Annotated in this window: 25 protein-coding genes; all 25 read left to right on the top strand. The window is 44.7% G+C overall.

The window, feature by feature from the left end:
* The first annotated feature begins 176 nt into the window (after positions 1-176).
* The 25 genes from B6A27_RS14050 to B6A27_RS14175 all read left to right on the top strand — a co-directional run bounded on the left by B6A27_RS14050 (position 177) and on the right by B6A27_RS14175 (position 23846).
* A complete protein-coding gene (locus B6A27_RS14050) occupies positions 177-380 on the top strand; it encodes a DUF2768 domain-containing protein (protein WP_044742244.1) in 204 nt (67 codons plus the stop codon).
* Positions 381-407: 27 nt separating this feature from the next.
* The gene (locus tag B6A27_RS14055; RefSeq protein WP_044742245.1) at positions 408-1127 is read left to right on the top strand and encodes a hypothetical protein; all 720 of its coding nucleotides are present in this window, start codon (positions 408-410) and stop codon (positions 1125-1127) included.
* 136 nt (positions 1128-1263) lie between these two features.
* Positions 1264-2742: a stage IV sporulation protein A gene (gene spoIVA / locus B6A27_RS14060; protein ID WP_044742246.1), complete on the top strand. Its 1479-nt coding sequence runs from the start codon at positions 1264-1266 to the stop codon at positions 2740-2742.
* 474 nt (positions 2743-3216) lie between these two features.
* Positions 3217-3489 (top strand): HU family DNA-binding protein, encoded by a 273-nt coding sequence (locus B6A27_RS14065; protein WP_149917072.1) that lies wholly within the window; start codon positions 3217-3219, stop codon positions 3487-3489.
* Between the two features lie 308 nt (positions 3490-3797).
* Positions 3798-4364: a GTP cyclohydrolase I FolE gene (gene folE, locus B6A27_RS14070; protein ID WP_044742248.1), complete on the top strand. Its 567-nt coding sequence runs from the start codon at positions 3798-3800 to the stop codon at positions 4362-4364.
* A gap of 31 nt (positions 4365-4395) precedes the next feature.
* A complete protein-coding gene (gene mtrB / locus B6A27_RS14075; protein WP_044742249.1) occupies positions 4396-4617 on the top strand; it encodes a trp RNA-binding attenuation protein MtrB in 222 nt (73 codons plus the stop codon).
* 113 nt (positions 4618-4730) lie between these two features.
* On the top strand, positions 4731-5546 hold the full coding sequence (locus B6A27_RS14080) for a heptaprenyl diphosphate synthase component 1 (protein ID WP_080862397.1): 816 nt from the start codon (positions 4731-4733) through the stop codon (positions 5544-5546).
* Positions 5547-5550: 4 nt separating this feature from the next.
* A complete protein-coding gene (locus B6A27_RS14085; protein WP_066145455.1) occupies positions 5551-6255 on the top strand; it encodes a demethylmenaquinone methyltransferase in 705 nt (234 codons plus the stop codon).
* A 28-nt stretch (positions 6256-6283) separates the two neighbouring features.
* The gene (hepT, locus tag B6A27_RS14090) at positions 6284-7246 is read left to right on the top strand and encodes a heptaprenyl diphosphate synthase component II (RefSeq protein WP_080862398.1); all 963 of its coding nucleotides are present in this window, start codon (positions 6284-6286) and stop codon (positions 7244-7246) included.
* A gap of 102 nt (positions 7247-7348) precedes the next feature.
* Positions 7349-7795, top strand: coding sequence for a nucleoside-diphosphate kinase (gene ndk / locus B6A27_RS14095; RefSeq protein ID WP_044742253.1), 447 nt, complete (start codon positions 7349-7351; stop codon positions 7793-7795).
* 83 nt (positions 7796-7878) lie between these two features.
* On the top strand, positions 7879-8652 hold the full coding sequence (locus tag B6A27_RS14100; RefSeq protein WP_080862399.1) for a CheR family methyltransferase: 774 nt from the start codon (positions 7879-7881) through the stop codon (positions 8650-8652).
* A gap of 121 nt (positions 8653-8773) precedes the next feature.
* Complete coding sequence (gene aroC / locus B6A27_RS14105; protein WP_080862400.1) at positions 8774-9937, top strand: chorismate synthase; 1164 nt, start codon at positions 8774-8776, stop codon at positions 9935-9937.
* Positions 9937-11043, top strand: a complete 1107-nt coding sequence (aroB, locus tag B6A27_RS14110; protein WP_080862401.1) for a 3-dehydroquinate synthase — start codon at positions 9937-9939, stop codon at positions 11041-11043. Before aroC ends, aroB begins: the two co-directional genes overlap by 1 nt.
* Positions 11036-11416 carry a chorismate mutase gene (gene aroH / locus B6A27_RS14115; protein ID WP_080862402.1) on the top strand — a complete coding sequence of 127 codons (381 nt, stop codon included), beginning with the start codon at positions 11036-11038 and terminating at the stop codon, positions 11414-11416. The genes aroB and aroH overlap by 8 nt, the downstream gene beginning before the upstream one ends.
* Positions 11417-11692: 276 nt before the next feature.
* Complete coding sequence (trpE, locus tag B6A27_RS14120; protein WP_066145447.1) at positions 11693-13216, top strand: anthranilate synthase component I; 1524 nt, start codon at positions 11693-11695, stop codon at positions 13214-13216.
* Positions 13209-14228, top strand: coding sequence for an anthranilate phosphoribosyltransferase (trpD, locus tag B6A27_RS14125; protein WP_080862403.1), 1020 nt, complete (start codon positions 13209-13211; stop codon positions 14226-14228). The genes trpE and trpD overlap by 8 nt, the downstream gene beginning before the upstream one ends.
* Complete coding sequence (gene trpC / locus B6A27_RS14130; RefSeq protein ID WP_080862404.1) at positions 14221-14997, top strand: indole-3-glycerol phosphate synthase TrpC; 777 nt, start codon at positions 14221-14223, stop codon at positions 14995-14997. Before trpD ends, trpC begins: the two co-directional genes overlap by 8 nt.
* Positions 14981-15634 carry a phosphoribosylanthranilate isomerase gene (locus B6A27_RS14135; protein WP_080862405.1) on the top strand — a complete coding sequence of 218 codons (654 nt, stop codon included), beginning with the start codon at positions 14981-14983 and terminating at the stop codon, positions 15632-15634. Before trpC ends, B6A27_RS14135 begins: the two co-directional genes overlap by 17 nt.
* Positions 15615-16829, top strand: coding sequence for a tryptophan synthase subunit beta (gene trpB / locus B6A27_RS14140; RefSeq protein ID WP_080862492.1), 1215 nt, complete (start codon positions 15615-15617; stop codon positions 16827-16829). Before B6A27_RS14135 ends, trpB begins: the two co-directional genes overlap by 20 nt.
* 4 nt (positions 16830-16833) lie before the next feature.
* Positions 16834-17613, top strand: a complete 780-nt coding sequence (trpA, locus tag B6A27_RS14145) for a tryptophan synthase subunit alpha (protein ID WP_080862491.1) — start codon at positions 16834-16836, stop codon at positions 17611-17613.
* A gap of 30 nt (positions 17614-17643) precedes the next feature.
* Positions 17644-18741: a histidinol-phosphate transaminase gene (gene hisC, locus B6A27_RS14150; protein WP_066145436.1), complete on the top strand. Its 1098-nt coding sequence runs from the start codon at positions 17644-17646 to the stop codon at positions 18739-18741.
* 57 nt (positions 18742-18798) lie between these two features.
* Positions 18799-19902 (top strand): prephenate dehydrogenase, encoded by a 1104-nt coding sequence (locus B6A27_RS14155; protein ID WP_044742263.1) that lies wholly within the window; start codon positions 18799-18801, stop codon positions 19900-19902.
* 11 nt (positions 19903-19913) lie between these two features.
* Complete coding sequence (gene aroA / locus B6A27_RS14160) at positions 19914-21200, top strand: 3-phosphoshikimate 1-carboxyvinyltransferase (protein WP_080862406.1); 1287 nt, start codon at positions 19914-19916, stop codon at positions 21198-21200.
* Between the two features lie 465 nt (positions 21201-21665).
* Positions 21666-22565 carry a hypothetical protein gene (locus B6A27_RS14170; protein ID WP_080862408.1) on the top strand — a complete coding sequence of 300 codons (900 nt, stop codon included), beginning with the start codon at positions 21666-21668 and terminating at the stop codon, positions 22563-22565.
* 24 nt (positions 22566-22589) lie between these two features.
* The gene (locus B6A27_RS14175; RefSeq protein ID WP_080862409.1) at positions 22590-23846 is read left to right on the top strand and encodes a tetratricopeptide repeat protein; all 1257 of its coding nucleotides are present in this window, start codon (positions 22590-22592) and stop codon (positions 23844-23846) included.
* Positions 23847-23878: the final 32 nt, after the last annotated feature.

Consider the following 23878-nt stretch of genomic DNA (forward strand, 5'->3'; position numbering starts at 1 on the left):
TTCGATGATGCCATGGTGCTGACCGATGCATACAATATCACGAACATTCATAGACTTGAACTTCCGGACAAAGGGTACTAGTCTACTGAAGTAAAGAGCCCCACTTTACTTCAGTTTTTTTTGCGTAGTTTGCTGCCAATCTTGTATAATAGTTGTCGAAAAAAGGGGGAACGAATATGTCGCCGGGATTAGCGAAAATGTGGATTGCCATTACTTCGATGGTTTTTATGTTTATTTCTGTTTTTTCGATTTATATCAGCCGTTATAAAGTAAAAAACAAGGCCGTGAAAGCAGTGCTTGCGCTAATAGCTTACATATTAATGATTTTAGCTGGAATTATTATTATTTTTGTTGTGTTTAGCGGGCCAACGCCAGAATAATGGACAGGCAAAAGGATGGAGATTAGGATGAAATTAGCTCTACGATGGATGATTGCTAGCGTCATGGTGCTGCTATTAGCCGGCTGTTTATATCCGGATGAACGATTAAAACAAAACCAAATTCCGCATGAAAGCCAAGTAGCAAGTGTACAGCAAGCCGTTGATCAGTACCGCCAAGCAACGGGGGGGCTATTGCCGATTAAAACACGAGATATGAAAACGCCCATTTATCAAAAATATCCGATCGACTTTCAAATGCTTGTTCCACGCTATATGCAGGAGCCGCCAGGAAATGCGTTTGAAAGCGGGGGGATTTTCCAGTATGTCATTGTTGATGCTGAAACCAATCCAACAGTAAAATTACTTGATTTGCGGATGGCGGATCAAATCCGTGATCTAAAGCTGCGCCTGCAAATGTACCGTGATTCCCATGGATATCCGCCATTTAAGAATATGGTGGCGAAAGGTGTGTTTACACTGGACTATAAAAAGCTCGGATATAAGGAACCGCCATATGCGATTAGTCCGTTTTCCGGAAATAATTTGCCGTTTGTGATTGATTATAATGGCGAGATTTATGTGGATTACCGGATCGATTTATATGACATGCTGAAAAAAACAAAGGCATCATATAAGCCGGGCGATGATATTCGCGATCTGCTAGTAAAAAACTCTTTATTTGTTCCGGCTTATTCTCTTCCCTATACAATCGATGAGCATAACGAACCGATTTTTTTAACGAAATAAGTCATGATCCCTTCTCTTCTGAATACATTCTAGGGAAGGGATTTTTTCTTATTTTAGTCATAAATGAATAGGACAACATCATATTCATATAGTGTCCTATAGGGCCACAACGACTCAAAGACTGGAGGGGAGTCATTTGGAAAAAGTCGATATTTTCAAAGATATCGCGGAACGAACAGGCGGCGATATTTACTTAGGAGTAGTCGGAGCTGTTAGAACAGGCAAGTCGACATTTATAAAAAAATTTATGGAGCTTGTGGTTATTCCGAATATCGGAACCGAAGCAGATAAGGCACGCGCACAAGATGAGCTGCCACAGAGCGCCGCCGGTAAAACCATCATGACAACTGAACCAAAGTTTGTACCCAATCAAGCGGTTAAGGTAAGCGTTGATGACGGGCTAGAAGTCAATATTCGGCTTGTTGATTGTGTCGGATATGCCGTAACAGGTGCGAAAGGATATGAAGATGAAAACGGCCCGCGCATGATTCATACGCCGTGGTATGAAGAGCCGATTCCGTTTCAAGAAGCAGCGGAGATTGGGACGAGAAAAGTGATTCAAGAACACTCAACGATCGGCGTCGTGATTACGACGGACGGCACGATTGGAGAAATTCCGCGGCAAAACTATGTAGAGGCGGAAGAACGAGTGATTAACGAGCTGAAAGAAGTTGGAAAGCCGTTTATCATGATTATCAATACGGTCCGTCCGCATCATCCGGAAACGGAAGCGCTCCGCCAGCAGCTTGGTGAAAAATATGATATTCCTGTGCTGGCCATGAGCGTTGAAAGCATGCGCGAAGCAGATGTATACAGCGTACTCCGTGAAGCATTATATGAATTTCCGGTGCTTGAGGTGAATGTGAATTTACCGAGCTGGGTCATGGTGCTTCGTGAAGATCATTGGCTCCGTGAAAGCTACCAAGAAGCCGTTAAAGACACGGTGAAAGATATTAAAAGGCTTCGTGATGTTGACCGGGTTGTGCAACAGTTCGGTGAATATGATTTTATTGATAAAGCAAGCCTTGCTGGTATTGAAATGGGGCAGGGAGTGGCTGAAATCGATTTATACGCACCGGATGATCTGTATGACCAAATCCTAAAAGAGGTTGTTGGCGTTGAAATTCGCGGGAAGGATCATTTGCTTCAGCTGATGCAGGATTTTGCGCATGCAAAAGCGGAATATGACCAAATCGCGGATGCTTTAAAGATGGTGAAACAAACAGGATATGGCATTGCCGCTCCAGCGCTTTCGGATATGAGTTTAGATGAGCCGGAAATCATCCGCCAAGGCTCACGATTTGGTGTACGTCTAAAAGCGGTTGCTCCATCCATTCATATGATTAAAGTGGATGTTGAGTCAGAATTTGCTCCAATCATTGGTACGGAGAAGCAAAGCGAAGAGCTAGTCCGTTATTTAATGCAAGATTTTGAAGATGATCCGCTTTCCATTTGGAATTCCGACATTTTTGGACGTTCACTTAGCTCCATCGTGCGGGAGGGAATTCAAGCGAAGCTCGCTTTAATGCCAGAAAACGCGCGCTATAAATTAAAAGAAACGCTTGAACGCATCATCAACGAAGGTTCTGGAGGATTAATCGCCATTATTTTATAAAACGAGAAACCGAGACTCCGATTCGGGGTCTTTTTTTGTTGAACGAACTTTCTTGATAAACTTAGCCGTATAATGTCTTCAAAAGGGGAATTCCCGTTTTTTTTGACGATCGTCCGCCGCATAGAAGCTTGGTATACCATTTCGCCGGAAGAGAGTTTTGCTGGCTTTATAGCCATATTTTTATGAAGAGGAAGGACCCTATTGAAAGAAAATAAATAAAAGCCTTGAAAAAACAAGGGTTTCATCTTGCGAACAAATAAGACATATGATAATCTTTTATCAGCAAAACTTAGTTTCATTGGTGAAATGTGACTAAATTACATTCATTTGCTGAAAATATGTTGAATTATGCCGATGAATCGTTTAAGATAGGCATGTCGACAATTTAATATTGCTTGATACGTATAGAAATACGCGAAATTGTGAACAAATGGAATAAGCATGTTGATTAGCCCTTGGGAGGAGGTGAATGGCATGAACAAAACAGAATTAATCAATGCGGTTGCAGAAACTAGCGGCCTTTCTAAAAAAGACGCAACAAAAGCAGTCGATGCTGTTTTTGAATCCATTACAGAAGCGCTTAAAAATGGCGATAAAGTGCAATTAATCGGTTTTGGGAACTTCGAAGTTCGTGAGCGCGCAGCTCGTAAAGGACGCAATCCACAAACAGGGGAAGAAATGGAAATCCCTGCGAGCAAAGTTCCTGCGTTCAAACCAGGTAAAGCTCTTAAAGATGCTGTAAAGTAATTGCTACATAAAAAGAGCTGGAAAGAAGGGCAAGGCGGTTTCGTCGCCCTTCTTTTTTTGCTTTTTTTTTCCCATATGTGCTAGAATCGGATTACAGGACCCCCTCATTTATACATAATAAGCTATATCAATCATTTATCATGTTTGTCTTTATGGTATTTTTCATTTTGAAAAAAAGAAAGCCCAGTTGATTTCGGGCGCTGCATGTGGAAAGAAAGTTCTCGCTCCAAGATGAGCGGACGGCTGATCATTTCGGTTCGGATCACTTACAAAGAGATTTTGTGCGATGCAGGAGGATGTAGAGCAAGATGTCAAATGTGAATTATGAGCAAATTGAACAGGCGGTTCGCCTGATTTTAGAAGCGATTGGTGAAGATCCTAATCGAGAAGGGTTAGTAGATACACCGAAACGGGTAGCAAAGATGTATGCGGAAATGTTTTCTGGATTGAATGAGGACCCTAAAGAGCATTTTCAGACGGTTTTTAGCGAAGAGCATGAAGAATTGGTGCTTGTCAAAGACATCCCGTTTTTTTCTATGTGTGAGCATCATTTAGTTCCTTTCTTTGGTGTCGCACATGTTGCTTATATTCCGCGCGGTGGAAAGGTGACAGGGCTCAGTAAGCTCGCGCGGGCGGTTGAGGCAGTGGCGCGTCGTCCACAGCTTCAAGAGCGGATTACAGCGACGGTGGCGGATGCAATTGTGGAAACGTTGGATCCTCATGGTGTTATGGTTGTGGTAGAGGCAGAACATATGTGTATGACGATGCGCGGAGTGAAAAAGCCTGGAGCAAAAACGGTGACGACAGCCGTACGCGGGTCGCTTGAAACGGATTCCACCGCCCGTGCGGAAATTCTGTCGTTGATAAAAGGGTAAACCTGCCGTTAAGTTGAAAGGGGGCAATTGGATGTATAATAGTGACTATATCGTCATTAAAGCGCTGGAGGACGGCGTTAGTGTCATCGGTTTAACAAGAGGGGCAGATACGCGCTTTCACCATTCTGAAAAGCTGGATAAAGGAGAAGTGCTAATTGCGCAATTTACAGAGCATACATCTGCTATTAAGGTCAGAGGAAATGCATTGATTCAGACAAATCACGGTGAAATTCATTCGGAAGCGAAAAAATAGCGGTAGAACGTGCATTTCTGTTGTCCTTTTTCTATCGAAACTAGAGCCATTCGCGAATTTTTATGCTATAATTAAATGCGCTATGCATTGAAAATGAATTTTGGGGAGCAAGGGTGATCGTATTGGAACACATCATGAAAAAAATTGCGGTTCTAAAAGAACAAATCGGGCGCTTTCTTCATCATCCGTATTTATTGCAGCATATATCTGCTCATGTGATTGATGAAGATCGGATTCTATTGTCGCTGTCAATGCTGGAGAGTGCGGATCTTTCTTTTGATGAGATAGACGGGTACGTTGTTCCGATGATGCTTGTGCAAATCGCCCTTGATACCCATGATGAAGTGACAAATTCGCTTCCACAGCAACAGGATCGTGAGTTGAAGACAAGGCAATTGACGGTGCTTGCCGGAGATTTGTATAGCGGGCTGTATTATGATTATTTAGCCAAAAAGAACAATTTGGAAATGATTCATGTATTTGCTCAAGCCATCAAAGAGATTAATGAACATAAGATTCGCTTGTACCAAAAGGATATTACGCGAATCGAAGCGCTGTTTCATAGCGTTGCCGTCATTGAATCGTCGTTAATTTATAAAATCGGCGAGCACATCTCCTTACCGTCATGGTCAAAATTTGCCTACTATTTTTTGCTGCTGAAACGAATCGCCCGTGAAAAAGAGCGCCTCATAAAGCACGGGACATCGGTTTTGTTTGATCAGATGGCAAGCATTGTTTTTCCAAAAAATAAAGGAATCGCAAAAGAACAGAAGCATTATTTGTCTCATATTTGCAACCGCTATATTGAGCATTGCAAAGAGGAGCTGCTCAACATGAAGCTCGAGTGCAACGAACTGCTGCAAACACGGCTTTCTGAGCTTATTAGCAATTTTTCTGTCATCGTTAAAAAGACAGTGGAAGAAGGGTAAGACGATGCAACGATCGAAAGAGGAACGAGTTCATCACGTATTTGAAAAAATTTATGAAAATTATGATCGGATGAATTCCGTCATCAGCTTTAATCGCCATTTAAAATGGCGCCAAGATACGATGAACCGCATGAAGGTGCAAAAAGGGACGAAAGCGCTAGATGTTTGCTGTGGCACGGGTGATTGGACCATTGCTTTAGCCGAGGCGGTAGGTCCGGATGGAAAGGTCTACGGGCTTGATTTTAGTCAAAATATGTTGCAAATTGGGCAGCAAAAAGTGAATGAACGGCAGTTGCACAATGTGGAATTAATCCACGGGAATGCAATGGAGCTTCCGTTTTCCGATAATACATTTGACTATGTGACGATCGGATTCGGATTAAGAAATGTTCCGGATTATATGACTGTGCTGAAAGAAATGCGCCGCGTGCTGAAACCGGGCGGAAAAGCGGTTTGTTTAGAAACATCACAGCCAACGCTCATCGGGTTTCGCCAGCTGTATTACTTTTATTTCCGCTTTATTATGCCGGTGTTAGGAAAGCTTTTTGCGAAAAGCTATGAGGAGTATTCATGGCTTCAAGAATCAGCACGAGATTTTCCAGGGATGGAAGAGCTGGCGCGCATGTTCGAGAAGGCTGGATTTATCAATATCGAAGTCAAGCCGTATACATTTGGCGCAGCTGCCATGCATCTAGGATATAAGCCGTGACGCATTATAAAAGATTAAGGTGAACATAATGAAGTTAAAAGCGATGTATGCGTTTTTGGATGCGGATTTACAAGTGATTGAGAAGGAGCTGGAAGCAGCGATTCAGTCCGATTATTCGTTGCTGAGCGAAGCCGCTCTTCATTTGCTCCAGGCGGGCGGTAAACGAATTCGCCCAGTCTTTGTGCTGCTCAGCGGCAAATTTGGGCAATACGATATTGAGCGAATCAAGCATGTGGCTGTTGCTCTCGAGCTGATTCATATGGCTTCGCTTGTTCACGATGATGTCATTGATGATGCTGAGCTGCGGCGGGGACGGCAGACAATCAAAGCGAAGTGGAGCAACCGTTTTGCCATGTATACAGGAGACTACATTTTTGCGCGTTCACTTGAACGGATGACGAGAATAGGAAATCCGGTGGCTCATCGCATTTTGGCGCATGCTATTGTCGAAGTGTGCCGCGGTGAAATTGAACAGATTAAAGATAAATATCGTTTTGACCAATCACTTCGCTGTTATTTGCGTCGTATTAAGCGAAAAACGGCACTACTGATTGCTGTAAGCTGTCAGTTGGGAGCCATCGCTGCAAACGCTCCCCAAGAAGTAGCTGAGCGTCTCTATACATTTGGATATTATGTGGGTATGTCGTTTCAAATTACAGATGATATTCTTGACTTTATTGGTACAGAAAAGCAGTTAGGCAAACCAGCCGGAAGCGATTTACTGCAAGGAAACGTTACCTTGCCTGCTTTGTTTGCCATGGAGAATGCCGATGCAAGACAGAAAATTGTACGCGTCCACCCCGGTACATCGGCCGGTGAAATGAAAGAGATTATTGATTGCATCAAAGCATCCGGTGCGATTGAAAAATCATATGCAGTAAGCGATTGGTATTTGCAAAAAGCATTAGACATATTAGACGAGCTTCCAAAAAGCAAAGCCCGTTCAACATTGCGAAATTTAGCAAAGTATATCGGCAAAAGAAAGTTTTAAACGCTTTCATGTTGAATATTGCTAATTAAGAGAAACAATGTTACTATTTTTGTGGGAATCCTTTTCCTAGTACATAACTTTTTTAGGGGTGGCGTATAAACAATGGAAAGAACATTTTTAATGGTCAAGCCTGATGGGGTTCAACGTAATTTAATCGGCGAGATCGTATCTCGCTTTGAAAAAAAGGGATTTCAGTTGGTTGGCGCAAAGCTGATGCAAGTTTCCCGGGAATTGGCGGAGCAGCACTATGCGGAGCATAAAGAGCGTCCATTTTTTGGAGAGTTAGTCGACTTTATTACATCCGGTCCTGTATTTGCCATGGTATGGGAAGGAGAAAATGTCATTGCAACAGCGCGTCAAATGATGGGCAAAACAAACCCTCAAGAAGCGGCTCCTGGCACCATTCGAGGCGATTTCGGCTTAACGGTCGGCAAAAATGTGATTCATGGATCGGATTCGCCAGCGAGTGCCGAGCGCGAGATCAACTTATTTTTCCAAAAAGAAGAGCTTGTCAACTATTCAAAGTTGATCCATGAATGGGTGTATTAATATAGCAAGCGATTGGCTCCAAGAAAGGGCCAGTCGCTTTTCTTATACGTAACACACGGTAATGAGGAAGAGGAGAAGCACAAATGGACGATTACCAGCAATTTGTGATAAGTGTTAGAAAAAAAACGGGAATTGATTTGTCCCAATATAAAGAAGCGCAAATGAAAAGAAGACTGACCTCTCTCTATGAGAAGAGAGGATTTAAAAGCTTTCAAGAATTTTTTAAAGCAATAGAGGCAGACCAAGCGCTTTTTCACGAGTTTCTTGATCGCATGACGATCAATGTGTCGGAGTTTTATCGGAATGCTAAACGATGGGAAGTGCTTGAGAAAAAAATTTTGCCTAAGCTACTCGAGCGAAACCGTCGTTTAAAAATATGGAGCGCAGCTTGCTCGACAGGAGAAGAGCCCTATACGCTCGTGATGATTTTATCCAAGCTTTTACCGCTTTCACAATTATCTGTCTTGGCAACGGACATTGACGACAATGCCATTCGCCGTGCCAAGCTAGGGATTTATGCAGAACGTTCGTTGCAGGAAGTGCCAGAGGATATGAAAAAAAAGTTTTTTACAAAAGAAGGAATGTATTATAAAATAGACGAAAATGTAAAAAACGCGGTCACGTTTAAAAAGCATAACTTACTTGCGGATCCGTTCGATACGAACTACGATTTGATCGTCTGCCGAAACGTCCTTATTTATTTTACCGAAGAAGCGAAGCACAGTCTGTACCATAAATTTAGCCAAGCGCTGCGTCCAGGCGGTATTTTTTTCGTTGGAAGCACGGAGCAAATTTTCAATCCATTCTCTTATGGATTTGAGACGGAAGACACGTTTTTTTATCGGAAAATAGACTGAAAATCGAAAGGATTCATCGTCATTGATGAGTTCTTTTTTTATAGGGGCTTTTCATTTTGTGAAATTATGATATATTTTTACATAAACGCGTTAAAGAGTTGAAGGGAGAGAGAACTAGAAAATGAGATACATAACAGCAGGGGAATCACATGGTCCACAGCTTACGGCAGTTTTAGAAGGAGTCCCAGCAGGTCTTCCGCTTCTAAAGGAGCACATTGATGAAGAGTTAGCGAGAAGACAAAAAGGATATGGACGCGGCAGACGGATGCAAATCGAAAAAGACGAAGTGAAAATTTTAAGCGGCGTGCGTCATGGCAAAACGCTTGGCTCACCAATTACGCTTGTCGTCGAAAACAGGGATTGGAAGCATTGGACAAATATTATGTCCATCGAACCGCTTGAAACAGAAGAGGTTAAACGGAAAGTGACGAGACCGCGTCCGGGGCATGCGGATTTAAATGGTGCCATCAAATATGGCCATCGTGATATGCGGAATGTGTTGGAACGCTCATCTGCGCGGGAAACGACCGCGCGTGTAGCCGCTGGAGCGGTAGCGAAACGGATTTTAGCGGAGCTTGGAATTCAAGTAGCTGGTCATGTTCTGGAGATCGGCGGTGTGCGGGCACAGTCTCCTGCTTATGAGTCGCTTGAGCAACTGCAAAGCGTTACGGAACAATCTCCTGTTCGTTGCTTTGACGAAGAGGCTGCCGTAAAAATGATGGAAGCGATTGACCAAGCGAAGGCGAACGGTGACTCCGTCGGCGGAATTGTTGAAGTGATCGTAGAAGGAGTCCCAGCAGGGGTTGGCAGCTATGTTCATTATGATCGAAAGCTTGATGCCAAAATTGCGGCGGCGATGGTTAGCATCAATGCCTTTAAAGGAGTTGAAATCGGTATCGGCTTTGAAGCCGCCCGGCTTCCGGGAAGCGCCGTGCATGATGAAATTACTTGGGATAGGGAAGTAGGATTTCGCCGCCGCACCAACCGCGCTGGCGGTTTTGAAGGCGGAATGACAACGGGGATGCCGATTGTGGTGCGCGGAGTGATGAAGCCGATTCCGACTTTATATAAACCGCTTGAAAGTGTCGATATTGAAACAAAAGAGCCGTTTGCCGCCAGCATTGAGCGTTCAGACAGTTGCGCGGTTCCAGCCGCCAGCGTTGTTGCTGAGGCAGTGGTCGCTTGGGAAATTGCCGCGGCCATTGTTGACCAATTTGGCCAAGATCGAATGGATTTAATTAAAGCGAATATGGAACAGATGCGCCGATATGCAAGGGAGTTTTAATGATGGAGCAGATAGCTATACAAACAGCGACTAAACAGTACCCGCTTTGTTTAGGGGAAGGAATGCTTGAATTATTGCCGCAATGGCTTGAAGAGCTCGGCTTTCCGCACGGGACAAAGATAATGGTTGTTACAGACGAAACACTGAAAGCTCTCTATTTGTCCCAGCTTGTCGAGCCGCTCAGCCGCCGCTATGATGTTTACACACACGTGATTCCGAGCGGAGAAGCCGCTAAATCATTTGAACATTATTATGCTTGCCAAACGGCAGCACTGACGTATGGTTTGGATCGCCATTCACTTATCATTGCGTTTGGCGGCGGGGTTGTTGGCGATCTGGCTGGCTTTGTGGCTGCAACATTTATGCGTGGGATTCCTTATATTCAAATGCCGACCACATTGCTCGCCCATGATAGTGCCGTCGGAGGGAAAGTAGCGATTAATCATCCACTTGGAAAAAATATGATCGGTGCTTTTTATCAACCAGAAGCGGTTGTGTATGATGTGAAACTTTTACAATCATTGCCGGAGCGCGAACTGCGCTCTGGATTTGCTGAAGTTGTGAAACACGCTCTAATTGGCGATCCGGGGTTTTACAACTGGCTCAAAATGAACATTCATAGCCTTGCTGATGTTAAAGGGGAAAAATTGCAGCATTGTATTCGAAAAGGAATCGAAGTAAAGGCGCGTATCGTGTCTGAGGATGAACGAGAAACAGGAGTTCGTGCTCATCTCAATTTCGGCCATACGCTGGCCCATGCGCTGGAAAGCGAGCTAGGATATGGTGTGATGACACATGGAGATGCAGTAGCGCTCGGAATGCTATTTGCGATTTTTGTCAGCGAGCGCACATATCGCTTATCATTTGTTGACCATCATTTCGCCAAATGGTTTGAATCGTACGGCTTCCCTGTTGTTCCGCCGAAGCAGCTTGATCCGGAACGATTGCTGCAAAAAATGAAGGGAGATAAAAAAGCGAAGTCGGGAAAAATCCGCATGGTGCTTTTGCGAGAGATTGGACATGTATGCGTAGAGGAAATGGATGATAAACAGGCGTTATCGCTTTTAAATGAATTTTGGCAAAGTGGGGAGAAAGCTGATGATTAGAGGAATTCGAGGAGCGACAACCGTCACGAGTAATGATGCCGAAGAAATTGTGGATGCTACTGAAGAGTTGCTACGGCATATGATTCAAGCAAACGGGATAAAAGCAAGCGATGTAGTATCTGTGCTGATCTCAGTTACCGAGGATTTAACGGCTGCATTTCCTGCTCAAGCGCTGCGCCGAATTGAGGGCTGGACGTATGTGCCAGTCATGTGTACAAGAGAAATCCCGGTTCCCGGCTCTTTGCCGAGCTGTATTCGGATTATGATGACCGCACAAACAGCTAAAGCGCAAGATGAGGTCATTCATATTTATCTGCGCAACGCGGTCCAGCTTCGACCAGATTTATCATTGACAAAAAAAACAGACTTGTAATATTATAGGAAAAAGCAGAAGCGCACTTCTGCTATGTTGACTAGAAGAGTGGAGAAGATGAAGTGTGACGGCATTTTTTGCCGCGAGTAACAAAGCATGAATGGTAGTAAATGAAGTGAGTGAGACGAGTAATAGGGTAGATGAGAATGAGCGAGTTTAGCTGAGGTGAGTGCATGTATGGGATGATTCTACCCAAAGACGCCACGTCTTTGGGTTTTCCTCATTTTATGCCTCATAAACCCTCATTCTCCATCCGAGTAAACGGAGGAGAGAAAAATGAAAAACTGCACATTAACCACTTTTTTGGAAGATTCCGCTGAATTTCGCACGATTCCGATTGTGCGCCGTTTTTTTGCTGATGTACTGGAACCATTGCAGCTCTTTGAAAATTTAAAAGATGAGGCCCATTTTTTACTGGAGAGCAAGGATGAACAATCGCCATGGTCGCGATATTCATTCATTGGGATTGACCCTTTTTTGAAAATTCAGAGCGAAACAGGCCAATCATTTTTCGTTGTTGATGAGCATGGGAAAATCGCTACAACCCTCACATTAAAAGAAGCGTTTTTGCATGTGGAAAAGAAGCTGCGAGTAAAGCCGATTGAAACGGATATCCCGTTTGTCGGAGGGGCCGTTGGTTATTTAAGCTATGATTTTATTTCAACGATTGAAAAAGTGCCGTTGCATTCCCAACGCGATCTTGCAATGAAAATGGCTTATTTTGTAATTTGTCAATCACTGATTGTATTCGACCACATAAAGCGTGAAGTTGTATTGATTCATTATGTTCGTCTGCACGAGGACGATCATGAGCGAGAAAAACAAAAAAAGTATGAAGAAGGATTGAGAAGCATAGAAGCGTTGATGAAAAAGGCAACATCTGGAATTCATCGGCCAATTTTACCGCTTTTTGATGATGAAGAACTGCAGCGCATTTCTTTTAAACAACTATCGTCAACATATGATCGAGCTTCGTTTATGCGGGATGTCGAAGCGATCCAACGCTACATTGAAGCGGGGGACATTTTCCAAGCTGTGCTGTCGCAGCGTTTTACGATTCCCGTTCGCATCACTGGATTTCAATTATATCGCATGCTCAGAAAAATCAATCCGTCGCCATATATGTTTTATATTCAAACAGATGAAGAAGAAATTGTGGGAAGCTCGCCAGAAAAGCTAGTCCAAGTGCAACAGCGCCAAATTGAAATCCATCCGATTGCCGGAACGCGCCGGCGAGGAAGGTCGAAAGAAGAGGACGAAGCGTTAGCGCTTGAATTATTGAACGACCCGAAGGAACAGGCAGAGCATTATATGCTGGTAGATTTAGCAAGAAATGATATTGGAAAAGTGGCGAAATATGGAACAGTGAAGACGCCTGTGCTGATGGAGATCGGTAAATTTTCTCATGTTATGCATCTGATTTCGAAAGTAACAGGGGAGCTAAAAGACGGAGTTCATTCTATTGATGCCTTGCTGGCGTCATTTCCTGCTGGAACAGTAAGCGGGGCCCCAAAGGTCCGGGCCATGCAAATTTTAAATGAATTGGAACCAACGGCGCGCCACATATACGCCGGAACAATTGCTTATATCGGCTTTGATGGCAACATCGATTCTTGCATTGCCATTCGCACGGCGATGGTGAAAGACGGTTATGCTTATGTGCAGACTGGCGCCGGTGTCGTGGCTGACTCCATCCCCGAACGGGAGTGGAAGGAAACCCATAATAAAGCAAGTGCGCTAGTAAAATCCATCGAGCTGGCAGAAAAGGTGTTCACAAAAAGGGGGCGTTTATATGCTTAAACAACTATTAGCCAAATGTATTGAGGGATATTCGCTAAGTGAACAAGAAGCGTATGATGCCATGATTGCCATTATGTCAGGTGAGGCAACAGAAAGTCAGATTGCCAGCTTTTTATCGATTTTGCGCTTGCGTGGTGAAACGGTCGATGAATTAACAGGATTAGCGCGTGGCATGCGCAGTCAAATGCTCCGCATTGAGTATGATGAGGAAGTCATTGATACATGCGGCACAGGGGGAGATGAAAAACGGACATTTAACATTTCTACAGCAGCGGCCATTATCGTTTCCTCCCTTGGGGTTAAGGTGGCCAAACATGGCAATCGAGCTGTATCATCGACGAGCGGCAGCGCTGACGTCTTGGAACAGCTTGGCATTCATATTCAAGGAACACCGCAGGAAGCGAAAGCAGCGCTAAAAACAAAAGGGCTCGCCTTTCTCTTTGCCCCCTTTTACCATGCGGCGATGAAGCATGCAGCAGTTCCACGTAAAGAAATCGGCTTTCGCACCGCATTTAATCTGCTTGGACCGCTTGCCAACCCTGCTGGATGCAAGCGACAAGTGATTGGCGTATATTCAACAGCATATGCTGAAAAATTGGCGGAAACACTGAAACGGCTCGGTTCCTCTCATGTTGTGCTGGTAACTGGCCGAGATGGATTGGATGAATGCAGCATCACCACTGAAACAGATATCGTTGAACTAAAGGATGGAAGCATTCGCCGCTTTGTCGTGACTCCTGAGGAGTGCGGACTGCCTCGCGGAAGGCTCGAAGATATTCAAGTCTATAACGCTTCGCAGAGCGCAGCGCTTTTGCGGACGGTGATGGCAGGAACAGCGAATGAGAGCGCTGAGAATATTGTTTGTCTGAATGCAGGTGTCGCGCTTTATATTGCCCAAAAAGCCAGTACGATTCATGAGGGGGTCAAACTGGCAAAAGAAGCAATCAGAACGCAGCGGGCGCTTGCACAATTGCATCGTTTACAAACGAGGGAGGTGGAAAATTATGCTTAAACAAATTCTTGCTACAAAGCAAAATGAGATCGAACGAATAGAATTACCGCCTCGCTATCATTTTCCACGCTTTTCGCTGTGTACAGCACTTAAAAATGCGAAGCGATCCATAGGGATGATTGCTGAGGTGAAAAAAGCGTCTCCATCCAAAGGGATTATCCGGCCCAATTTCCAGCCTGTTGAGATTGCCAAAGCGTATGAACAAGCGGGAGTGGATGCCATTTCTGTTTTGACGGATCAAACTTATTTCCAAGGTCATTACCGATATTTAATCGAGATTAAAGAGACGGTCCGTCTTCCTGTGTTGCGTAAAGATTTTATCATTGATCGGCTGCAAATTGAAGAGAGTGCAAGAATCGGTGCCGATGCCATTTTATTAATTGGAGAAGCACTTTCACCAAAAAAACTGCATGAGCTCTATGAAGAGGCATATGAAAAAGGCTTGGAATGCTTAGTCGAAGTGCATAGCCGCCAAACGCTGGAAGCCATTTTAGAACAATTTACTCCAGAAATAGTGGGCATTAATAATCGAGATTTGCAGACATTTACGACCTCTTTAGACGCAACAAAGAATTTGCTCCCGCATGTGCCTCCATCATGCGTGGTAGTCAGTGAAAGCGGCATTGCGAATGCCTATGATTTACAGCGGGTACGCGCATACGGCGCACATGCAGTGTTAGTAGGTGAATCGTTAATGAGACAAGACGATGTGATGCAGGCTGTTGACGAGCTATACAAGGAGGTTAGAAGCGATGTCCGTCCTTCTTAAATATTGCGGGCATCAGTCCCTTTCCGATCTGCAAAAAGGGATCAAGAGCTGCGCGGATTATCTTGGGATTATTTTTGCCGAAAGCAAGCGAAAGGTCGATGCGCATGAAGCGAAAACATGGTTAAAGATGGTGGATTTAGGGAAGAAGCAGCTGGTTGGGGTGTTTGTAAACAGTTCAGCAGAGGACATTTATGCAGTCACAGATCTGCTTCCTCTTTCTGTGATTCAATGTCATGGCACGGAAACGGTGGAGCAGATAGCAAAGATCAAAGCGGCAACGGATTTGCCTGTTTGGAAAGCGATTCATCATAGCGAAGAGGCGTTGAGTAAAATGAGACAATATGCAACAGTTGCTGACGGCTATATTGTTGACAGTCGAGTGAAAGGAGCGTGGGGCGGAACAGGCCTATCGTTTAACTGGGAAGCAATCCCCTTTTATTTGGAAGAAGCGAATCGCCAGGGAGTCCCGTGTTTCATTGCAGGCGGCATAACGCCAGATAATGTGGCCCAACTGCTTTCTTATCGCCCCCATGGTGTGGATATAAGCAGTGGTATCGAAGAAAACGGTAAAAAAAGTGCGCGGAAAATGATGGAGATTGAAAAGAGGGTGAAGCATGATGTACAAGGGACCAAATGAAAATGGGAGATTTGGGGAATTTGGCGGCAAGTTTGTTCCCGAAACGTTAATGCTCCCGCTTGAAGAAATAGAGAGAGAGTTTGAGAAAGCCATGGCGGATCCAACGTTTCGAACGGAATATATGGATATTTTGCAAGAATATTCAGGGCGGCCGACATCGCTCACATTTGTTAAGAACCTTACTGAAAAATTCAATGGAGCGAAAATGTATTTGAAACGTGAGGACTTAAACCATACCGGTGCTCATAAAATTAACAATGCGATCGGACAGGCGCTTTTAGCAAAGCGAATGGGCAAAAAGAAACTGATTGCTGAAACTGGAGCGGGACAGCACGGAGTCGCTGCGGCCACTGTCGCCGCACGCTTTGGCATGGAATGCATCGTATTTATGGGCGAAGAAGATATCAAACGGCAAGAGTTAAATGTGTTTCGCATGAAACTCTTAGGAGCGGAAGTCGTGCCTGTTTTTAGCGGAAATCGAACATTGAAAGACGCGACCAATGAGGCCATCCGCTACTGGGTTCAGCATTGTGACGATCATTTTTACATGATCGGTTCGGTTGTCGGACCGCATCCTTATCCAAAAATGGTACGTGAATTCCAGCGCATTATCGGCGATGAAGCTAAACAGCAATTTTTAGAGCGTGAAGGAAAGCTTCCAGAAGTCGTCGTGGCGTGTGTAGGCGGAGGAAGCAATGCGATTGGCACGTTTTATCCGTTTTTAGACGACGAGGTTGCGCTTATTGGTGTGGAAGCAGCAGGAAAAGGCACGAACACCCCTTACCATGCCGCGACAATAACAAAAGGCACCAAAGGAGTGATTCATGGTTCACTCACCTATTTGTTGCAAGATGAATACGGACAAATACTGGAACCTTACTCCATTTCAGCTGGCCTTGACTATCCTGGAGTCGGTCCAGAACATGCTTACTTAGCAAGCATTGGGCGTGTGCAATACGAGAGTGTCACAGATGAGGAAGCGCTCCATGCCTTCCAGCTGCTTGCCAGAGAGGAAGGAATCATTCCAGCGATCGAATCTGCTCATGCTCTTGCTCATACGTTTAAACTCGTGCCACACCTTCCGAAGGACAGCGCGGTGCTCGTATGCTTGTCAGGACGGGGCGATAAAGATGTGCAAGCCATTATGAATAGAGAGAAAGGGGGAGCTGACATTGCAGCTATCTCTAACGACTAAAACGATGTTTATTCCATTCATTATGGCCGGGGATCCGCATCCAGATATAACAGTGGAGCTAGCGCTTGCTCTTCAAGAAGCTGGTGCCGATATATTGGAGCTGGGAGTTCCTTATTCTGATCCGCTCGCAGACGGTCCCATCATTCAGCGGGCAACATCAAGAGCGCTGAAGCACAAAATGAACTTACCAAAAGCGATTGAACTCGTGCCGGTGCTGCGAAAAAAAGGTGTGAAAATTCCTATTATTCTCTTTACCTATTACAATCCTGTGTTACAATTAGGAGAAGAATTCTTTTTTACTTTAGTGAAGGAAAATGGAGTCGACGGCGTCTTAATTCCTGATTTGCCATTTGAAGAAAGCGAATCGATTCGCAAGCTGAGCGCAGAGGCTGGTGTCGCCTGCATTTCGTTAGTAGCGCCAACATCCAAACAGCGAATCGAGAAAATTGCTTCCAGCGCACAAGGCTTTTTGTATTGTGTTTCGTCGCTTGGGGTAACCGGTGTACGAGATACGCTGCCTGATGAATTGGAATCATTTTTAATGGAAGTGAAGCAATACAGCCGGGTTCCGGTAGCGGTCGGCTTCGGAATTTCAACAAGCGAGCAGGTGAGCATGCTGAAAAACTATAGCGATGGTATCATCATTGGCAGCGCGCTTGTCCAAAAAATGGAACAGCTCGGGGATCGGCTGTTGCATGAAGAGACAAAACAGGAAGCGCTCAATGAATTTCAGCGGTACGCTCAAATGCTGACGGCGCCGTTGGGAAAACGCTGCACTCCTTAAATCAGCCAAAATTTGCAATGGGGTGAGAAGATGAAAATTAAAAATCAATTGCAAGGGCTGCCCCCTTATCAGCCAGGTAAATCGATGGAGGAAGTAAAGCAGCAATATGGACTAACGGATGTCATCAAGCTGGCCTCGAATGAAAATCCATATGGCAGTTCTCCAACTGTTAAAAAGGCGATTGTCGAGGTTTTGGATCAGCTTGAGCTGTATCCAGACGGTTACGCCCGCATTCTCCGGGAAGAAGTAGCACGGCATCTCGGAGTGAAAGAAACGCAGCTTCTTTTTGGCAATGGTTCAGATGAAGTAATCCAAATTCTTTGCCGTGCTTTTCTGTCAGCGGAGACGAACACAGTGATGGCTGCTCCAACTTTTCCGCAATATCGCCATAACGCTGTAATTGAAGGAGCAGAAATTCGTGAAATTCCGCTTGTGGATGGATGTCATGACTTGTCGTCCATGCTTGCTGCGATTGATGAACAGACGCGCATTGTTTGGGTATGCAATCCGAATAACCCAACGGGCACGTATGTCGATGAGCAGCAGCTATCCGCCTTTTTACAACAAGTTCCAAAGCATGTGCTTGTCGTATTAGATGAAGCATACTATGAATATGTCACGGCGGAAGACTATCCAGAAACCGTACCGCTGTTAAATGAATATCACAATTTAATGATTTTGCGCACGTTTTCGAAAGCTTATGGATTAGCGAGCTTGCGCATTGGCTACGGTGTAGCAAACGAAGCGTTGATTCAGCAGGTTGAACCGGCCCGCGAGCCGTTTAATACATCGAGTGTTGCCCAAGCGGCAGCGCTGGCTGCTCTTAGTGACCAGACATTTATCCAGCAATGTGTTTCTAAAAATAAACAAGAGCTGGAAAAGTTTTATCGTTTCTGTCAGGAACATCGTCTATCTTATTACCCTTCCGAAACGAATTTCATTTTGATTGATTTCGGAATAGAGGGGAATCGTGTATTTCAATACTTATTAGAAAAAGGAATGATTGTGCGCTCTGGAAATGCGCTCGGATTTCCGACTTCCGTGCGGATTACCATCGGGTCGGAGGAACAAAATCAAAAGCTTTTCCAAGTGCTTGGACAAATGTTGAAAGAAACGCAACTCGTTTGACAAAAGCCCGCTGCCTAGTTGCGCAGCGGGCATATGTAAAAGAAGAAGGTGAATTTGTTGAAAGGAACGGTCTTTGTCGTCGGCCTTGGGCTCATTGGAGGTTCGATGGCGCTTGCCATTAAAAAGGAGCATCCTGAGGCAACGATTGTCGGATTTGATATCAATGAAGATGAAATAAGGATGGCTCGCACACTGGCAGTCATTGATGAAGCGGCTGCTTCTGTTGAAGAAGGGATGAGCCGGGCTGATGTCATTATTTTAGCAACGCCAGTGATGCAGACTGAAAAAATTTTAACCGATATGCTGACATACCGTTTGCGTCCATCTGTGCTTGTAACGGATGTTGGCAGCACGAAGCAGCGGATTATCGAGCAGGCGAAGGCGTTGCTGGACCAAGGTGTGATGTTTATTGGCGGACACCCGATGGCAGGGTCCCATAAAAGCGGTGTAGTAGCGGCAAAAGCGCATTTGTTTGAAAATGCGTTTTATATTTTAACGCCGACAGAGGCGGTGCCGATGAGTGAAGTGGAGCGATTGAAGCAATGGTTGAAAGGAACGAAAGCGAACTTTGTCATTCTATCGCCAAACGACCATGATCGGATTACGGGAGTGATCAGCCATTTTCCGCATATTATTGCCGCGAGCCTTGTCCATCAGGCCCAGCAATATGAGAGCGAAGACGAGCTTGTCAGCAGGCTGGCGGCTGGAGGTTTTCGCGATATTACGCGCATCGCTTCAAGCAACCCGGAAATGTGGCGCGATATTCTGATACATAACAAAACTGAACTGCTATCGTTGTTTGATCGATGGCTTGCTGAGATGCATAGGATCCGCTCGCTTGTCGAGAAGGAAAAAAGCGAGGAAATCTATCGCTATTTTTTAGAAGCCAAACAATTTCGTGATGGATTGCCTGTAAGGACGAAAGGGGCAATACCGTCTTTTTATGATTTATATGTAGATGTTCCTGACTATCCAGGGGTTATTTCTGAGATTACTGGATATCTAGCACAAGAAAAGATTAGTATCACCAACATCCGCATTATTGAAACGAGGAAAGAAATTTACGGTGTGCTCCGTCTCAGCTTTCAAAGCGAAATGGATCGCGAAAAGGCAAAACAATGCATCCGTGCGCACACGAATTATGAAACATATGAAGGATGAGGAGGAACAACATGCAAGCATTAAGAACCAATGTTCAGTCCTTGCGGGGAACCATTGAAGTTCCTGGGGACAAATCCATCTCTCATCGAGCGGTTATGCTTGGAGCGATTGCTCGCGGCACAACGACGATTGCTCATTTTTTAACAGGTGAGGATTGTTTAAGTACGATTGATTGTTTTCGCAAAATGGGAGTCGATATTGCACAAAATGGGACGGATGTGGTGGTAAAAGGAAATGGAATAGCGGGGTTGTTGGAGCCGCAGGAAATTTTAAATGTCGGAAATTCAGGAACGACAACACGACTGTTGCTTGGTATTTTAGCGGGCTGCTCCTTTCATGCTTGCCTTATTGGCGATGAATCCATTGCGAAACGTCCGATGAAAAGAGTGACAGAACCGCTCCGCATGATGGGGGCCCGTATCGATGGAAGAGATGGCGGGAATTATACGCCTATTTCCATTCGCGGCGGAAGTTTACAGCCGATTCACTATACTTCTCCGGTTGCCAGCGCCCAAGTAAAGTCGGCCATTTTATTGGCGGGGCTCATGGCTGATGGTACGACAACAGTAACAGAGCCGATCAAGTCGCGTGATCATACAGAACGAATGGTGCGATTATTTGGCGGTGAAGTGATAACGAATGGGCTCAGCGTTTCTGTGACTGGAAAACAACAGCTGCGAGGAGCGGATATTTATGTTCCCGGCGATATCTCGTCAGCCGCCTTTTTCTTAGTCGCGGGCGCGATTGTGCCCAACAGCGAAATCGTTCTGAAAAATGTCGGATTGAATCCAACTCGAACAGGAATGATCGATGTGCTGCAGCAAATGGGGGCGGATTTAACCATTGAAAACATTCGCAATGCAGAAACGGAGCCGCTTGGCGACATTACCATTCGAACCTCTAAATTAAAAGCGGTGGAAATTGGCGGAGCGCTTATTCCGCGTTTAATCGATGAAATACCGATTATTGCTCTGTTGGCTACTCAAGCAGAAGGAACAACTGTCATTAAGGATGCAAGCGAGCTAAAAGTGAAAGAAACGAACCGGATCGATACGGTTGTGTCGGAATTGCGCAAGTTAGGCGCTGAAATTGAAGCGACAGAAGATGGAATGCGAATTTATGGAAAAACAGCATTGAAGGCGAAAGAAGCTATTGTCGACAGCTATGGAGACCATCGAATTGGCATGATGCTGGCGATCGCTGCTTGCATTACGGAAGGCACGGTGTCGCTCAAGCGCTCGGAAGCAATCGCTGTATCTTACCCGACGTTTTTTGAGCATTTGCAGGTGCTTTGCTAGTCAAAATAAGAAGAAGGGGATGAACCGCAAGAGAGCAAAACTTCCTTGACGGTGTCATCCTCTTTTCACATCATCCACCGAGAAGTTTCCCACCTCTTAACGGAGTGGAGGTGGTTCACTTGATATCATACGGCACAGAGCCTATGATTGAAATCAATCGATAGAGAGGAATCCGCTGATCATAAAGAGAGTCGCCGAGAAGCATTATATATTCTCGGTCTTTGTCCGCATTCGTATGGCTGGCCTTCAACCGCTGATTTTTCTGACGTTGTTCATTTTGTCTTCCATCCGCGTTGATCAATTGGTTTTTTCATAGATCATACAGAATTGTGTCCATGATTTTTTACGATTTTGCTAATGTTTGATCCATTCACGCATGGATTGTCTCTTCTTTGAAAAAATATTCATACGCGGTTCGATTCTCTCATAGCTTGTCATAAGGACAAGTGTGGGAGGAATGAAACCGTGCCATATATTATTGATCAAGCGAATATGATAAAAAATGGGCAGTTACAGCGCTGTTCCATTGTGGTTGATGGAAACCGCATTGATTACATAAGCCAACAGACAAAGGCTTATCGATGGATCCGCATGCCAGTGAACGAATTTTTATTGACACCTGGATATATTATGCTTGATTTCTCCTTTCAAACGCCACGTTCTTTTCCGGAATTTAAGGAATATATGCAGCAGCATTTCCTTTCTAAAGGATGTACATCACTGCTGGCTGTATGCGATGTTTTATATGAGCAACAACTTCCCAATGCGTTGCAAAAGCTGCGGCAAAGTTTGCTAAACAGCCCCATTGATTATTTCATCGGCGCCAAAATTCCTTTTCGTCTGTTAACCCCTTCCTTCATCAGAGCGTGCAAGCGATGGAAAGTTCCTGTTTTGTTTGTTGAGTTGCAGGGAGAGGAGCGCTTGGAAGAAGCCCCATGGAGTTGGATGTACGAAGCGTTTGTATCGTATCCGGTAACACTTGTTCCTTATTGGATCACCCAAGACGCGACCAAGCGTCTACAAATGCGTTGGAAGGAGCTCCTATCTTCTTATCGCATTCCGTTTATTCCGTTTGCACTGCAAGAACGTACCCCTTTATCATTGGATGTGTTGAAAAAAATCGGCGTTTATCCGCACAAAGGAGATGTGCGTATTGGTGGCGAAGTAGATTATAATCTGTATGCTCGCACATTGCTGAGCGATTCAGTTGCCGAAACGGCGATTGTCGATTATGATAAACATATTCCGATGATTACGGTTCATAATGGAAGAATCGTGAGAGCGGGCAATCACTTGTTTTTTTATCCGGGATTTGGAAAAGAGCGAACGATTCGTGTACCGGGAATGTTTGCAGCCGATTTTTAAGTTTGTAGTAAGGAAGTGTCGGTTATGAAGCAGATGGAACAAATTCTTCAGCTTGTGGAAGGCGGAGAGGTGGAAAAGGCGCTGGCGCTTGTCCCGAAAGTAAAAGCTGAAGCAACGGATGAAGAAAAATATATGCTGGCAGAGCAGCTGTTTTCGTGGGGAATGGTCGATGAGGCTTGCGAAATAGCGGAAGAGCTTTCGTTCCGTTATCCAGAAGACGGTGAAATACAGCTGTTTTTAGCGGAAATCTATATGGAACTGGATGAAGAAGAGAAGGCGCTAGAAATATTGGCAGATGTGGACGAGCAGGATCCTCTGTTTCCGAGAGCATGCTTGCTGGCAGCCGATCTTTATCAAATGCAGGGGCTTGAGGAAGTTAGCGAGCAGAAGCTCAAAAAAGCATATGAGAAACTGCCGGATGAGCCTATTATTCAATTCGCACTTGCTGAGCTGTATTTTGCCAATGGGAACTATCAGCAGAGCATTCATTTTTACCGGAAAATCCTTGAGCAGGAGACAACGGTAGCAGGCACTTTAATTTCGGAACGAGTAGCAGAGGCGTTTAGCTTGCTCGGAGAATTCGAACAGGCTTTGCCGTATTACGAGGAGGCTCTGCAGCAAAAAGTGGACAGCCATATATTGTTTGGCTACGGGTTTACCGCTTTTCAGGCCGAATATTATCAAACTGCCATTGAGAAACTAACACAGCTCAAAGAGCTTGATCAGGATTATGTCCCTCTTTACTTATATTTGGCTAAGTCATATGAACAGGAAGGCCAAATAAGCGAAGGCTACGAAATGGCCAAGGAAGGGTTGCAAATAGATGAATGGAACAAAGAACTGTTTTTATACGCCGGTAAGCTTGCTTTAAAGCTTGGAAAGGAAAATGAGGCAGAAACGTATATCCGAAAGGCCATTGAAATCGATACAGGATATATCGAAGCGTTTCTTACTTTGATGCATATGCTTCTGCATCAAGAGCGCTATGATGAGGTGCTTGCTTGCATTGAAGAGGCGATGGCGCAGGGAGAATATGATCCGCAAATGGAATGGATGCTGGCCCGTGCTAAACATAAGCTTGAGATGTATTCGGATGCATTAAACCATTATCAAGAGGCATATACTTTCTTTAAGAATGACGTTGATTTTCTTGAAGAATACGGTTATTTTCTTCTGGAAGAAGGAAATCGGGAACGTGCTAAAGAAGTATTTGAACAAATTGTGCGGATTGATCCGGTTCATACGGAAGCGCTGCACATGTTATGGCAGCTCGAAGAGTAAGGGGCTTGGGTGAACATAAACCTCTTTCTTGG

Origin of the sequence: Anoxybacillus sp. UARK-01 (genome assembly GCF_002075365.1) — a bacterium.
Taxonomy (GTDB): domain Bacteria; phylum Bacillota; class Bacilli; order Bacillales; family Anoxybacillaceae; genus Anoxybacteroides; species Anoxybacteroides rupiense.